Origin of the sequence: Hymenobacter sp. BT18 (assembly GCF_012273015.1) — a bacterium.
Lineage (GTDB): Bacteria > Bacteroidota > Bacteroidia > Cytophagales > Hymenobacteraceae > Hymenobacter > Hymenobacter lutimineralis.
The window spans coordinates 1,174,795-1,188,997 of sequence record NZ_CP050954.1 but is presented as its reverse complement, the minus strand read 5'-3'; the positions used below and the strand labels follow the sequence as shown (position 1 = coordinate 1,188,997).

Genomic DNA, 14,203 nt, shown 5'->3' with positions numbered 1-14,203 from the left:
CGGCCCATGGTCGATAGTTCTTTTTCGCTGCCACTGCAGGGGCTTTTCGTGCTTGAGCTGGCCTCGGTGCTGGCCGGCCCGCAGGTAGGTCAGTTTCTGGCCGAGCTGGGTGCCGACGTGCTCAAAATAGAAGCCCCCGCCGGCGACGTAACCCGCACCTGGAAAACCCGTGGCGAAGACGCCCATACCTCCGTGTCGGCGTACTTTTCCTGCGCCAACTGGGGCAAGCAGAGCCTGGTGCTTGACTTAACCACCACTGCGGGCCGGGCCTCCCTGCACGAGCTGGCGGCCCGCGCCGACATCGTGCTGGCCAGCTACAAGCCCGGCGACGCTGAAAAGCTAGGGGCCGATTATGCCACACTTTCTGCCCTGAACTCGCGGCTGATCTATGGGCACATTACGGGATACGGGGCCGACGTGAACCGTGCGGGCTACGATGCTGTGCTGCAAGCCGAAGCCGGGTTTATGCACCTGAACGCCGCCGGGCCCGGGCAGCCTCCCCAGAAAATGCCCGTGGCCCTGATTGATTTGCTCACGGCTCATCAGCTGAAAGCCGGACTGCTCACCGCCCTGTACCAGCGCGAGCGGACGGGCCAGGGTACTTTGGTTGAGGTTTCTCTTTGGGACAGCGCCTTGGCTTCCCTGGCCAACCAGGCCGCTAGCTTTTTAGTGACAGGGCAGGAGCCCCAGCCGCTGGGCTCGGGCCACCCCAGCATCGTGCCCTACGGCACTGTGTACGAAGCCGCCGACGGAGTGCGCCTGTTGCTGGCCGTGGGCTCCGACCGGCAGTTTCAACAGCTTTGCGCCGTGCTGGCCCAGCCGGAGTGGACCGCCGACGCCCGGTTTGCTACCAACCCAGCCCGCGTAGCGCACCGTGCGGAGCTGGAAGAGTTGCTGCGGGCACGCATTGCTGAGGTAAAGGGGCAGGCGCTGCTGGCGGAGCTGGGGCAACTGGCGGTGCCGGCCGGGGCAGTGCGCACGGTAGGCGAGGCCCTGGGGCACCCGTCGGCGCAGGCCATGCTGCTGCCCGCTACACCAGAATTTGCTCACCAAGGCCTCCGCACAGTAGCTTTTCGGAGTCCGGCCTGGCCTACTGCAGCAGTGCTGCCCGCTCCCCCGCCGCTACAAAGCACCGCCGCCGCGGAAGAAACATCTGGATAAACCGGGAGTATCGTACATTCCTGGCAGCGCCAACCTCCGATGCGGGGGCGCGTAGGCAACAGGATGTACCCGTTATGGCTGGCTTAGCCCGCCTTTTTTTAGCTATGGCAAAACGCACCAAGAAGAACGCAGACCCGGAAATGGTGGTCGCGGCGGAAACGCCCGGAGCTGCCGCGCCGGAACCCACCGCGCCCCAGGCCGCGCCCGATAACAACCACCCGGACGTGATGCCGCACATCGATTCCGTAACGCCTGAGGCCGTTACGGAGCGGCTGACGCTGATTTTTGAAGGTCTCCGGCAGAAGTCCACGGCCAAGCAGGCCATCTACCGCAATACCATTGCCGCCTTCGATCTGCTGCGGAAGGTGTCGCAGGAGTTGGTGGTGGAGCTCAGCCGCAAGCTCACGCCCGTAGATGCCTCCGTGGTGATTGAGTACCGGCCCGTGAATGAAATGGAGTTCCACATCCGGTTCTCGGGTGATTTGCTCGTGTTCGTGCTCCACTCCAACATCGTCACCTTCCCCGACACCTACGGACCCATGCCCACGGCCTACGTGGAGGAGGACTTCCGGCGGCGCTTTTTCGGGCACATCATGGCCTACAACTTCATGGCCGACTCCATCAAGTACCAGCGCCTCAACGACCCCGGCTACCTGGTGGGCCGCCTGCTCATCAACATCGACAACCACTATTTCCTGGAAGGCGTGCAGCAACTGGAAATGCCCGATCTGGATATGTCGGACAACTTACTGACTTCGGATGCCATGAAGCTCTTCGTGGAAAGCGCCATGATTGCGGCCGTGAACAACGACCTGATTGCACCCCCGCTGCCCGAAATCCAGAAGATTACCGTTAAGCAGAAAATCGAAAACCAGCAGGTGAGCCGGGGCAGCAAAGTCGGCTTCAGCTTCTACAGTCAGCAGCACAGCAACATCGACGGTCTGCCGTATTGAGTGTAATGTGCTAATGCTTTAGCTAGTGTACCAGCCGCGGTCATTCCGAGGCGTAGCGGAAGCAATCCGTCCTGAACAACGGGCCAAACCCCCAGATGTGAAAAGCCCTTACCCGTGCGCAACGAGTAAGGGCTTTCTGGTGGAAGAACGGGCAGCACGTTTCAGGCGCGGTCATTAGCACATTCCCCACATTCTCCCACATTAGCACATTACCTTCTGAGGTAACCTACTTTCTCACGCACTTTGTTCAGGACGTCGGAGCCGTAGGCCTGGGCTTTCCGGGCCCCATCGGCCAGGCGGGCGTCTACTTCGGGCAGGTTGTTCATGTAGTAGCTGAACAACTCCCGCTCCCGGGCAAAGCGCGTAAGGATTACCTCGTAGAGCGCCTGCTTGGCGTGGCCGTAGCCGTAGCCGCCGCGCAGGTAGTTCTGGCGCATTTCCTCCACCTGTTCGGGCGTAGCCAGCAGGGAGTAAAGCTTGAAGGTAGTGTCGGTGTCCGGGTTCTTGGGCGCTTCCAGGGGCGTGCTGTCTGATACAATGCTCTTGATGGTTTTGAGCAGGGCCTTGTCGTCCACGAAGATGTCGAGAATGTTGCCGTAGCTCTTACTCATCTTCTGGCCGTCGAGGCCAGGCACCAGCATTACCTGCTCATCTACGCGCACCTGAGGCAGCACGAAGGTTTCGCCGTAGCGGTTGTTGAAGGCCGAAGCAATGTCCCGCGTGATTTCGAGGTGCTGAATCTGGTCTTTGCCCACGGGCACAATGTCCACGTCGTAGAGCAGGATGTCGGCGGCCATGAGCACGGGGTAGGTGAAAAGACCGGCATTCACGTCGGCCAAGCGGCTGGACTTGTCCTTAAACGAATGGGCGTTGGCCAGCATCGGGAACGGCGTGAAGCACGAGAGGTACCACGTCAGCTCCGTCACCTGGGGCACATCCGACTGCCGGTAGAACAGGTTGCGCTCCGTATCGATGCCGCAGGCCAGCCAGGCGGCGGCCACCGCGTAGGTGTTCTGGCGCAGCAGCTCCGCGTCGCGCACGGTGGTAAGGGAGTGCAGATCGGCAATGAAGAACAAGGACTCGTTGGCAGCATTGCGCGACAAGTCAATCATGGGCAGAATGGCGCCGAGTAGGTTACCTAAGTGCGGCCGGCCGGTACTCTGGATGCCAGTGAGAATGCGGGGCATTTTTTTAAGCAATTAGCTAATAGCTGTTGGCTGTTAGCTTTTAAAACAATTTCGAACTCATTTCTGCCAACAGCCAACAGCTATTAGCTACCAGCATCTTACACGCTCACATTAGCGGCAGCTTCCTGCTGCAGCTCCACCGTATCATCCTGGCCCAGGTACCGGTCGATGAGGTAGTGAGCCAGGTAGAGCACCGGTGTGAGCAGAATGGCCGACGCGAATTTATACCAGTAGTTGGTGTTAGCCACACTCAGCACCTGCTCGAAGCTCCAGTTGCCGAACAGGTAAAACGCCACGAACAGCACCACAAACGAATCGACCAGCTGTGAGACCAGCGTGGAGCCCGTGGCCCGCAGCCAGATCAGGCGGCTGCCCGTGATGCGGCGCAGGGCCTGGAACACGGTAGCATCGAGTACTTGGCCAATTAGAAAGGCCACAATAGAGCCCGTGATGATGCCCAGGCCCTGGCGGAAAATGCTCTGGTAGGCAAATTCAATGTTGAAGGGTCGGCCTTCCGCATCTACTTTGTTGATGTCGAGCCAGAATTGCGCCGGTGGCAGCTTGGTGGTAGCCAGAATCACGAGGAAGGCGTACAGAATCAGCCCTACCGTGAGGAAGCTGACCCGCAGCACGCCCTTGCGCCCAAAGTACTCGTTGATAATGTCGGTGGTGACGAATACCACGGGCCAGATCAGCACCCCGGCCGTGAGGTTGCCGGGCAGCCCCAGCAGGGCATCTACCGAGAAGATCTTCACGCCGATGATTTCGGCCAGCAGGGCATTTACAATAAAAATGCCGCTCAGAACCAGGTAGAGCTGCTGCTTTTTGTGGGCAAAAGAAGAAGTTGGAACCATACGGTCAAAGTACAACAACGCGCCGCTTACTCGGCAGTTGGTTGATTAGGAACGTTTACCACGGTGCCTTCCAGAGCCAGGAGCGTAGGCGCAAACTCGGAGCGGGCCTCGCGCAGGTGGGGCTCCAGGTCGCGGTAGCGGGAAGAAAAGTGCCCGATGAGCAATTGGCCCACGCCGGCTTCCCGGGCCAGCTGGCCCGCCTGCCGGGCCGTGGCGTGAAACGTAACGGCGGCCCGCTCGCGCAGCTCATCCAGGAAGGTGGCTTCGTGGTAGAGCACATCCACCCCGCGCACCAGCTCCACCAATCCCGGCAAATACACAGTGTCGGAGCAGAAGGCGTAGCTGCGGGCGCGTTTGGGTGGGCCCGTTACCTCGGCATAGCGGAGCACTACCTCGCCGGTAGTTTCGTCGAGTAGGTCTTCGCCCTGGCTGAGCTGCTGGAGCTGGGCGGGGGAGAGGCTGGCCGGCAGCCGGTCCCGCAGCAGGGAGCGGCGCCGGGGCTGCTCGCGCAGCAGGTAGCCGCAGCAGGCAATGCGGTGGCGCATGGGCAAGCTGTGCACCGTCAGCAGCTTATCCTCATACACCAGTTGGTGCACGGTGGGGTCCACCACCACAAATTCCAGGTCGAAGCTGAGCTGGGTGCCCGAGTGGCGGAACTGCGTGGTCAGGACTTCTTCCAGGCCAGCGGGGCCGAAGAGGCGCAGCGGCTCGGTGCGGCTTTGCAGCTGCATAGTGCCCAGCAAGCCAAACAAGCCAAAGAAATGGTCGCCGTGCAGGTGGGAAATAAAGATGACGCTGAGGCGCATGGGGCTGATTTTGTGCTCCATCAGCCGGCGCTGCGTGCCTTCGCCACAATCCAGCAGGTAATGCGTGTTGCCCACGCTCAATACCTGGGCCGTGTGGTGGCGGCCCGGTACTGGCGTGGCCGAGCCGCTGCCCAAAATCCTTAGCTCAAATTCCATGTAAAATGGCTGGCTGGCTAGCTGGTTAAATGGCTGCGGAGAAGCGGCGGGATTGGGTAGCCCTTCGGCCAGGCAGCGCATCAGCCAGGTAAATAAAAAGGCTGTTGGCCGGTAGCTGTCAGCAGAAAAACTAACAGCTAACAGCCAACAGCCAACAGCCCATAAACAGGCTACTCTTTGCTGGTCAGGTCGCGCTCAATGGCGTGCAGGAAAATCCGGTCAATGCCTTCTTCCACGGTGGGCAGAATGTGCAGTACCGATTCCAGCTTCGAGATGGTGATCAGCTTCATGACGTGGTCCTGCAGGCCGGTCAGCACCAGCAGACCGCCAGTGGAATTGCACAGACGGTTGGCAATCAGAATAGAACTTAACCCCGAAGAGTCCGTGTACTTTACGTTCTGCAAGTCCAGAATCAGGTTGTTAATGCCCTCGGCATTCAATTTCACAAACTCCGATTTCAGATCCGGCGCCACCGTAGTGTCAAGCTTCTTCTCGTCAATCGTGATGATTGTGTAGGTTTCTTTTTTATCAATCGAGTACTTCATACCAGCGGACAGTTCGGAGGTTACGGGAGTTGCGAAGGTAGTAAAAAAAATCGTTGCGGAAATAGGGCCTATCAACGCTTATAGGGTTGATTTACCCCGAAGGTAAGTGTAGCCCAGGTACTCTGCCAATCGGCTTGGTCGGGGTGCGGATGCGGGTGCATCCGGACGGCACTCACCAGGATTTCGGCGGGCTGCGTGGGCAAGCGAATCAGCACCCGGCCTTCCGGCGACGTATACAGGCGCTGCAGCTGAGCGGGCGCCTGGGCGGGAGTTTGGGATTTTACCCAGGCTTGCACCAGCTGCCCCCGAATGGGTTGGCCTTTTTCCCGCAATTGTACCGTAAGCAGGGAGCCGGGCCGGGCCGCATAGGGGTTCTGATCCGCAATGAATTCCAGGTCCTGCCCGGCTTGCGCGTTGAAGGGCCCGGCCAGGGTACCGCCAACCTGCACGAGGGTTTTGGCGCACCGGCGGTAGGTTTCCCGGGCCGGCTTGTCCAGCTGCTTGCGTTTCTGGCGCACAAGCAGAATGCTTTCCAGCCCTTCTTCCTTCAGGTAAGCATTAAAATCGGCGGCCGATAAAGACAAAGCCGTTTCGTTGGTATCCAGGCACAGCATGTGCGTGCCCGACTCATTCAGTTCCAAGGTGGTGCGCAGCGTGTCGGCCAGCGTGGCCAGGGCCGTCAGGTCTACGGTATCGTTGGGGGCGTACTGCACCAGCCGGGCCAGGCGCTGGCTCGTGCCCGACCAAGGGGAGCCCGTCAATTGCTGCCCAACCAACCGACGAACATGAACGAGGGTGCCGGGCGATACGCGGTAGCGGCTGGGGTGCAGCCAGAATTCGTGGGCAGTGGCCCAGGAGGCCCAGCCCAGAAACCCTACCAGCATAAGAAGTCCAGGCAGCCGCATACTTAACTTAAAACAGAGAAATGAATAAAAATAACCAGCCAGGTACCGAAGTGTTTGGTGTGGTAGGAGGGAAAGGGAAAAGAAGGTAGGCAATAAGCGGCATACTTCTACAGCGCCAATTATGATTCTCCGGCGCGAATTGTATTGTAGCTAGCTGAGTAGGGCCTGGGAGCCTTCACATGCTTATGTGATTGACGCAGGGGCAGTAAGCGGGTACTTTTGCTTAGGTATTGATCCGGCTGATTTATTCTATGAGCTTCGTGTGGCTACACCTTGATGCACTAACAGCGGGGCTGACGCTGCTGCTGGCTCTTGTCTGCTGGCGGCAGTGGTTGGTGCGTTATAAACCGCCCATCCGCCGGCTGGCGTTGTTTGCTCTGGTGCTGGGACCTACCTGGGTGGCGGTGCGGATGGGGGCCCATTTGCTGGCCAACCTCTGCCAGGCCCTGGAGCGCCTGATGACCCACACCTTTGCTTATGACTTTCAGTTTTATTCCCTGATGCTGATGGGCGTGGTATTTATGGGGCTGAGTCTGCGCATGTTGCAGCAGGCCCAGCTGCTGAGCCAGGGCCGCTCCCGGGCGGCCCGGCCCTTTTGCCACGCCGCGGGCACCCTGGTGGCCCTCAGCGCGCCCACGTTCTTTCTCACGCCCACGGGGCTGTTGCCCACTCTAGCCTGCCTGATAGCGGGCCTGGGGCTACTGTTTCTCTACAAACCCGTCCGCCAGATGGCGTAGCATTTAGTTTTTCATTGCGAGTTGCTGGTTGTTTCCTGCTGCCACAATGGCCAGCCCCGCACCCTGCCACACGACCACGCTAGTTATCAGGCTATCCTGATACCTGACAACAACAAACAACTGATAACTAGTAATTAACCTTAGCTCCGCTCCAGGGCCAGGTGATAGGCCCGGTCGTAGTACACGCGCAGGTTTTTCCAGTCGTACATTTCCGAGGAGCTTTCTACCTGATTGCGCTGCATAATCCGTTCCCGGCGGGTTTGCAGCACAAAGGTCCAGAGCATGTTGGTGAGCTCCTCCGCGGCTTCATCGAAGCTCTTTTCCTGGCGCTGCACCACGAAAATGCCTTTCTCCTCGTGTTGCGGTACATTCTGCATCACATAGTCGCCGAAGCCCGACAGGTCGCTGGTGATGGCAGGCACGCCGCGGGCTACGCACTCCAGCGGGGTGTACCCCCAGGGCTCGTAATAGCTTGGAAAGATGCCCAGGTGACAGCCCCGCACAAACTGCCCGTACTCCATACCAAACAGGGGAGAGGTGGGCGACACAAAATCGGGGTGATACACAATTTTCACCCGGTCATGCTGGTTGTTGACCAAGTTGGCGCGCCGCACAAAGTTGAGAATGTCGTCGTTGTGGTCGTCTACTAAGTTGTGGGTGATAACCGGGGGCAGGCTGTTGGTTTTCCAGCTTTGCAGGGTGCGGCGGTAGCGCAGCTTCCAGTAATCGTCTACCATGCTGCCTAGCTCGGGCAGCTTGTAGTCGGTAGCGCCGGCGGCGGCGTAGAACAGCCGCTCACCCACCTGTCGCTCAATGGCTTCGCAGGTTTCGCGCACTTCATTCAGCACCGCGCGGCTTTGCAGCACCTGCGGGTTGATGCTGTAGAAAGGACGCTTGGTAATGAAAAACATAACCACCTGGCCTTCCAGCCCGCTTTGCTGCAGGCGGTAGTTGAGGCGGGCCAGCGCCTCCAGCGTCAGGTCGAACCCCTTGTTGTGGTACTCGTAGCGGCCCGAGGTAAACAGGTACAGCGTCTTGTCCAGATCAAACGAGTAGCTCTGGAAGAAGTGCGCCATCACGAATTCGTGAATCTTGGCTTTGTACTGCTGGTGCAGGTTCTGGAACTCGTGCAGGGCCACAAACCGCTCGATGTTCAGGCCGTTGGGCAGCACTGCGTCAGGTATCCGGTCGAGCAGGTAGATGCACTCCCGCACCGTCAGCTCACTTACCGTGGTAAACACGTGGGAGCCGTGCGCGGCGGCCCGCTCTATGCGCACAGCCGTTTCAATGTTGAAGTGGCGCGCCTCCGCCTCCCAGCTCACCTGCATCAGGTGGTCGTAGAAGTTGGGGTCGTTCATGGCCAGGTAGCGGCCCAGCAGCGTGGCGTGGGTAGTGAAGATGATGTGCACCGGCACCTGCTCGCGGCGCAGGTCGGGAATAGCCACGCCCGTCATCCACTCGTGGAAGTGCACCAGCACCTTAGGTTGAGTGGCGTCCTCGGCCGCTTCGGCGGCCAGCGCCTGCACAAAGCGCTTGGCTAGGTGCCCAAAGGCCTCTACTTGGTGTAGCAGGTCGTCGTGTTCGGGGGTCGGAATGCCGTGGTCGCGCCAGAGGTCGGCTTTGATCTGGCCCAGCTGTCCGTAGGCATCATAGGGGTTCAGAAGCACCACCCGGGGGCGGCCCGTTACCAGCCACACGCCGTAGTGCACATCCACGCCTTGTTCCCGCAGGCGGCGCACGGCCCGCGAAAACGGGTCGGCGGCCGCGGCCAGCTCCGCTTCCGTTACGGGTTCAAACTCGGCTTGGGCCTGGTGCGCGAAGTATGGGCCCAGCAGGCAGTAGCTATCCTGCCAGCCCTGCACCGTAGCCGGTACTTTGCTGCGGATAACGGTGTAGATGCCACCCACTTGGTTGCAGACTTCCCAGGCTACTTCCACCAGCAGGGCATTGGGGGCAACAAGGTCGGGGGCCGATGATGGAAACTGCATAACGCGCAAGAATAGAAGGGTGGAAGCCGGACGGGCCGGTAAAGTAGGCAGCAAACGGGATGCAATGCCAGCAAGGGCCCGTTTTTTCACCAAAAAACACGGATGCCGGCCCGGGATGATTTCCCGGCCGGCATCCGTAGGTGTAGAGAAACGAAAAATTACTCGCCTGATTCCTGCGAGATAATGAGCACCGAGTAGGGAGCCAGGCCAAAGGAGGCGTGGCAGGCAAACCCGTCGTACTCGCCTTCCTCACTGTGCGTATCCACGCTCTCGTAGTTGCCGAACTCTTCGTCGTAGCCGGCCCAGTCGGAGTTGAAGCGCACCCGCCAGTGGCCCTGGCAGGGCAGGCCAATGGCGTAGGCCTCGTGGGCGCGGTCGGCGAAGTTGCAGAGCACAATGGTAGTGTCGCCGGGACCCCCGTCGCCATCGGCCCAGCGCCGGAAGGCCAGCACTTTTTCCTGGTCGTTGACGTGGAACACGTCGATGTGCTGGCCCTGCAGGCCACGGGTGCTGCCTTCGAAGTTGCGCCGCAGACGGATCAGGTCCCGGTAGAGCGTCACCAGGCCGCGGTGCGTTTCGGCGTGCTCCCATTTCAGGGGCTGGTCGTCGGAGAAATAGCCATCAGCCAAAAACTCCTGGCCCTGAAAAATCATGGGCACGCCGGGGGCCGTAAACACCAGCGCGGCACCCAGGGTCGCCCGCTTTTTCGGGAACCAGGTGTGGGCGTCGCCGGGCATGATTTCCTCCGGCACGCGGCTCTTGCCATTGGCTACTTCGTCGTGTGACTCGGTGTAGATGACGCGCTGGAAGGCGTCGTCGTTGTAGCGCTTAGCCACGGCTTCGGCCACGGCCGCCAGGTTGCGGTCGGCGTCATGCTGAGTCGTCAGGGCTTCGCGGATGGGGTACACAAAGCCGGCATCCCACTGGGCAGCAAACCCCTGGCCGCCATCTTCGGGGGCGCGGGTGATGAACTCGTTGCCCAGCAGATCCTCGGCAATGGTGATTTTCCAGGGCATCCGCTCCCGGATTTCCTCGTTGATCCACTTCATCAAGCTCCAGCCCTCGGGCAGGTCGCGGGAAGGGTCGTTGGTGCCATCCACGTTGCGGATATGGGCAATGGCATCGGCGCGGAGGCCGTCCACGCGGTATTCTTCCAGCCACATCAGGGCGTTGTCGCGGATGTAGCGGCGCACGGCGTCGCGGCCGTAGTCGGGGCGGTTGTGGCCCCAGGGCGTTTCGGCGCGCCAGTCGTTGTAGAAGTACACGCCGCCCCCGTCGTTTTCCTGCCAGCCGTCAAACTGCCAGAGGTCCAGGTCGCCGGGCCCGAAGTGGTTGTAGACCACATCCAGAATCACGGCAATGCCGTGGCGGTGGGCTTGTTTTATCAGTTCCTTGAAGGCCTGCGGCCCGCCGTAGTCGGTTTCGAGAGCGAAGGGATGGGCGGGGTTGTAGCCCCAGCTGCGGCCGCCCGGAAACTCGGTGGCCGGCATAATCTCAATGGCGTTGATGCCCAGGTCCCGCAGGTAGCCCAGCTTTTCCACTACGTTCAGGAAGGTGCCGGGGCGGTTGGGGTCGGGGGCGTTGAAAGTGCCTACGTGCAGCTCGTACACTACCAGCTCATTCCAGGCCGGCATCTGAAACTGGTCGTCTTCCCAGTCAAAGGAGTAGTTGGGTACTACGGAGGAGCCGGCCGAGTGCGTTACCTGGCGGGCGTAGGGGTCATTTTTGGTTAGCTCGCCGGTGGGCGTCTGCAGCCAGAACTTGTATTCGGTGCCGGCGCCGAGGTCGGCAATATCAGTAGCCCAGTAGCCGTCGGCTTCGTGGGTGAGGGGGTGCGCGGTGGGGTTCCAGTCGTTGAAAGGGCCCACTACGGCCGCGGCGGTAGCATTGGGGGCCCACACGCGGAAGGTGGTACCCAGAGCGTGGGGAATAGCGCCCATACCCGTTTGGAGCGTGGGAGCAGGAAGTAGTTCAGCCTGGGGCATATAGGTTCGGTCAGAAAAGCAGAGCAAATGTTTCGCTGGCCTCTTCTACTGTGGAGCTAATGATTTGGTTATACTTTCCTGCCCGCTGGGCCACGTTTTACCCGCTTTAGTTCAATCGGGGGCATTTTTCCGCCCATGCCGCCCGGTTAAGGGGCGGCCGGCCACACGGCCGCGGGGTGTCCGGGAAAAGCCTGCCCTCCAGCAGCGCGGGGCACCCCAGGCAAGGAATGATAGACGCCTCTTGGTTAGCTTTGCCACGACCACAGACTGGCTGGATCAGCCCAGGCCCTGATACACGGCGGGGCCGCAGTAGGGCCTGCCACCCGCCAACCAGCTGGGGAGCAGTGGCAAACTCCTGCGGCCGGTGGCAAGTCGCGCCAACGGGGAGGGCTACGCGGAGTGCCCGGAACCTTCCGCCCCTGCCCGGCATTCTGTCAGGGAGCCGATCTGGCGGGTGCCCGTGAGCCTGGCTGAAGCCCCGACATTTGCACCCGTGGTCCGGAGTGCGTGGCTTATTTTTGCTTTACTACTTTTTCAACGTTTTCCAGTGCCTCGTCCTAAACCCGTTGTTCACGGCCTTTATGGCTGGACGCCCGCCTACGGCTATAGCTACATTCACCCTGCCAACCGGCGCACGTTTGAGTGGCTGGAGCCCGTGGGCAAGCTGTTCGAGAAAATTGATGAAGATGAGGAGTGGCTGCTGCTGCGCTACGATGAGCAGCAGTTCAAGGTGCGCCCCGAGCTGTTTAAAGAGCTCTACGGCAAGCCCGCCTTCTCCTTCGGCGATGCCGTGCAGGAAGTAGCGCCCGAGCCCGGCCGGCCCCCGCACCGCGGTCTTATCTCCGACGTATTCTGGGATGAGGCGGCCGACCGGGCCCGTTTTCAGTTGGTGGAGCGCAAGCGCAAGCTGCCCCGCGTGTTCGAGGCCGAAGAGCTGCGGTTTGCCTGATGATAGATGAGGCAAGCGAGTAGCAAGCCGATGGATAGCCGCGGGTAACGCCGCTACCCAACGTGCTTTTTACCAGGGGCTGATGCCGGTTTCCGGGGCGTTATCGTCGCTGAAGAACTGGCTGGTGGGGCCGTCGGGGCCGAGTAGGGCGGCTTTCACCACGCGGGCGGCGGCATCCGGCACGCTGCCGGGGCCGCTGTGGTGGTTGAAGTCGGTGGCAGTGTAGCCTGGGTCCACGGCGTTTACCTTGAAAGGCGTGTCGCGCAGCTCATAGGCCAGCATAATCGTGTAGGCGTTCAGGGCCGCTTTCGAGGGCTGATACGCGGCCCCTTTCACGGCGTAGTATTTCCAGGATGGGTCGTTGTGCAGGGTCAATGAGCCCAGGCCGGAAGTCACGTTGACGATGCGAGGCGCCGGTGACTCCCGCAGCAGGTCAATAAACGCCTGCGTGACCTGAATCACGCCAAATACGTTGGTTTCGAACACCTCCTTAATCATGCCGATGGGGCTGGTAAGGGCCGGTTGCGACATGCCGCCGAGAATACCCGCGTTGTTGATGAGCACGTCCAGGACGCGGGTTCTTTGCCCCAGCTCGGTGCGGGCGGCGGCAATAGAGGCACTGTCGGTTACGTCAATCTGCAGAGGCTCGACTGCAAGGTAGCCTTCGGCGTGGAGCTGGTCGGCGGCCTGTTGGCCTTTTTCCAGGTCGCGGCTGCCCAGGTACACGTGGTAGCCGAGCTGGAGCAGCTGGCGGGCGGTTTCGAAGCCGATGCTTTTGTTGGCGCCGGTAATAAGTGCGGTTTTCATGGGGCTGGTACGTTGCGTGTTAAATGAACAGCACAAAACTACCGGGCCCCCGGCGCGCCGCTGGCCCCCATTCCGCGGTATTACTGGTACATTTTGCGGATGCTGGTGCGGTACTCGGCCGGCGTCACGCCTACTTCGCGCTTGAAGAAGCGGTTGAAGTAAGACGCATCCGAAAACCCGAGGTCGAAGGCAATTTCCTTGAGGGCAAGGGGCGTGTAAAACAGCAGACGCCGGGCTTCGAGCACCAGCCGCTCGTGGATGTGCTTGATGGCCGGCCGCCCGCTCTGGGCCTTGACCACTTCGCTCAGGTGCCCGGCCGAAATGTGGAGCTGCTCGGCGTAGGCGCTAACCTCGTGCAACTCGCGGAAGCTCTCCTCAATCCGGGCCCGAAAGGTGCGCAGCAGGAGCTGGTCGGGCGTCGGCTCGCCGCCGGTAAACTGTTCGGTGTAGAGCCGGCTCAGGTAGGTGAGCAGCACCGTGAGGTAGGCCGTGAGCATGCGGTGCTGCCACTCGCCGGGGCGCTGGTACTCGGCTGAGAGCTTGGCCAGCAGGTCTTCGGCAAAAGCCCAGTCAGCATTTGAGAGCAGTAGTTCGTGGCCGTGGTGGGGGTTCTGAATCAGGGGCAGCTCCCGCAGGGCCGCGTGCTGCTGCAGGCTCAGAAACTCGGGGGTAAAGGTGAGGTAGGTGCCCCAGAACGGCGTGGGCGCCTCTTTCACCAAAATTTGGTGGGGAGCGGTGAAGTAAAGCGTGCGGTTTTTACGCTCGTAGGACGTCATATCCACCCAGTGTCGGCCCTGGTTCTGCTTCACGAATACCAGTAGGTAATAAGCCTTGCGGTGCGGAATCAGCAGATCCTCCTCGTACACGAGTGCTCCTTCTGCCTGCACGATGGTGAAGGGCTGGCTGCCCTTACTGCCGGCCAGGCCGTTGTGCTCGGAGGCATAGACCGGGATAAGGGGCTTGCTGGGATACGGATACATGCTCAGGGAAAACAAACTTTGGGCAACATACGAAGCTCATACCAGCCCGTAACCACGGCCGGCCTGAATGGTTGGCTGGAGGCGCAGTTTAGCGGTGTTGGCCCGAACCTTCTGGACGCAAAAAACCGGCTCCCGCTTTACTACCCGGTTTCGACGAGCAGTAGGGCAGGAGCCGGCTTTTATTTGATAC

13 protein-coding genes are annotated in these 14,203 nt (G+C 60.6%); 4 read left to right on the top strand and 9 right to left on the bottom strand.

Annotated elements, in window-relative coordinates; genetic code table 11:
• Nucleotides 1-6 precede the first annotated feature (6 nt).
• Nucleotides 7-1,161, top strand: a complete 1,155-nt coding sequence (locus HER32_RS04925) for a CaiB/BaiF CoA transferase family protein (protein ID WP_168680966.1) — start codon at nt 7-9, stop codon at nt 1,159-1,161.
• Nucleotides 1,162-1,265: 104 nt separating this feature from the next.
• The gene (locus HER32_RS04920; protein ID WP_232066385.1) at nt 1,266-2,114 is read left to right on the top strand and encodes a hypothetical protein; all 849 of its coding nucleotides are present in this window, start codon (nt 1,266-1,268) and stop codon (nt 2,112-2,114) included.
• A 209-nt stretch (nt 2,115-2,323) separates the two neighbouring features.
• Here HER32_RS04920 and trpS read toward each other — a convergent pair whose 3' ends face one another.
• The 5 genes from trpS to HER32_RS04895 form a co-directional block, all read right to left on the bottom strand.
• The gene (trpS, locus tag HER32_RS04915) at nt 2,324-3,301 is read right to left on the bottom strand and encodes a tryptophan--tRNA ligase (RefSeq protein ID WP_168680964.1); all 978 of its coding nucleotides are present in this window, start codon (nt 3,299-3,301) and stop codon (nt 2,324-2,326) included.
• A gap of 98 nt (nt 3,302-3,399) precedes the next feature.
• Nucleotides 3,400-4,155, bottom strand: a complete 756-nt coding sequence (locus HER32_RS04910; protein WP_149071915.1) for a queuosine precursor transporter — start codon at nt 4,153-4,155, stop codon at nt 3,400-3,402.
• 26 nt (nt 4,156-4,181) lie between these two features.
• On the bottom strand, nt 4,182-5,198 hold the full coding sequence (locus HER32_RS04905; RefSeq protein ID WP_232066383.1) for a ribonuclease Z: 1,017 nt from the start codon (nt 5,196-5,198) through the stop codon (nt 4,182-4,184).
• 89 nt (nt 5,199-5,287) lie between these two features.
• On the bottom strand, nt 5,288-5,662 hold the full coding sequence (locus HER32_RS04900; protein WP_073111726.1) for an STAS domain-containing protein: 375 nt from the start codon (nt 5,660-5,662) through the stop codon (nt 5,288-5,290).
• Nucleotides 5,663-5,733: 71 nt separating this feature from the next.
• Entirely contained in the window at nt 5,734-6,546 is an 813-nt protein-coding gene (locus HER32_RS04895) for a DUF4198 domain-containing protein (protein ID WP_168680962.1), read from the bottom strand.
• A 272-nt stretch (nt 6,547-6,818) separates the two neighbouring features.
• Between HER32_RS04895 and HER32_RS04890 the strand changes: the two genes are divergently transcribed.
• Nucleotides 6,819-7,304 (top strand): hypothetical protein, encoded by a 486-nt coding sequence (locus HER32_RS04890; RefSeq protein ID WP_149071913.1) that lies wholly within the window; start codon nt 6,819-6,821, stop codon nt 7,302-7,304.
• Between the two features lie 140 nt (nt 7,305-7,444).
• Here the strand turns inward: HER32_RS04890 and HER32_RS04885 are convergent, their stop codons facing one another.
• Together HER32_RS04885 and HER32_RS04880 are read right to left on the bottom strand one after the other, a co-directional pair.
• On the bottom strand, nt 7,445-9,292 hold the full coding sequence (locus tag HER32_RS04885; RefSeq protein ID WP_168680960.1) for a glycosyltransferase: 1,848 nt from the start codon (nt 9,290-9,292) through the stop codon (nt 7,445-7,447).
• A 158-nt stretch (nt 9,293-9,450) separates the two neighbouring features.
• Entirely contained in the window at nt 9,451-11,277 is a 1,827-nt protein-coding gene (locus tag HER32_RS04880) for an alpha-amylase family glycosyl hydrolase (protein WP_232066381.1), read from the bottom strand.
• A gap of 547 nt (nt 11,278-11,824) precedes the next feature.
• Between HER32_RS04880 and HER32_RS04875 the strand changes: the two genes are divergently transcribed.
• Nucleotides 11,825-12,226, top strand: a complete 402-nt coding sequence (locus HER32_RS04875; RefSeq protein WP_168680958.1) for a DUF6960 family protein — start codon at nt 11,825-11,827, stop codon at nt 12,224-12,226.
• Between the two features lie 69 nt (nt 12,227-12,295).
• Here HER32_RS04875 and HER32_RS04870 read toward each other — a convergent pair whose 3' ends face one another.
• Both HER32_RS04870 and HER32_RS04865 read right to left on the bottom strand, forming a co-directional pair.
• Nucleotides 12,296-13,033 (bottom strand): SDR family oxidoreductase, encoded by a 738-nt coding sequence (locus HER32_RS04870; RefSeq protein ID WP_168680956.1) that lies wholly within the window; start codon nt 13,031-13,033, stop codon nt 12,296-12,298.
• Between the two features lie 80 nt (nt 13,034-13,113).
• Nucleotides 13,114-14,013, bottom strand: a complete 900-nt coding sequence (locus HER32_RS04865; RefSeq protein WP_168680954.1) for a helix-turn-helix domain-containing protein — start codon at nt 14,011-14,013, stop codon at nt 13,114-13,116.
• Nucleotides 14,014-14,203: the final 190 nt, after the last annotated feature.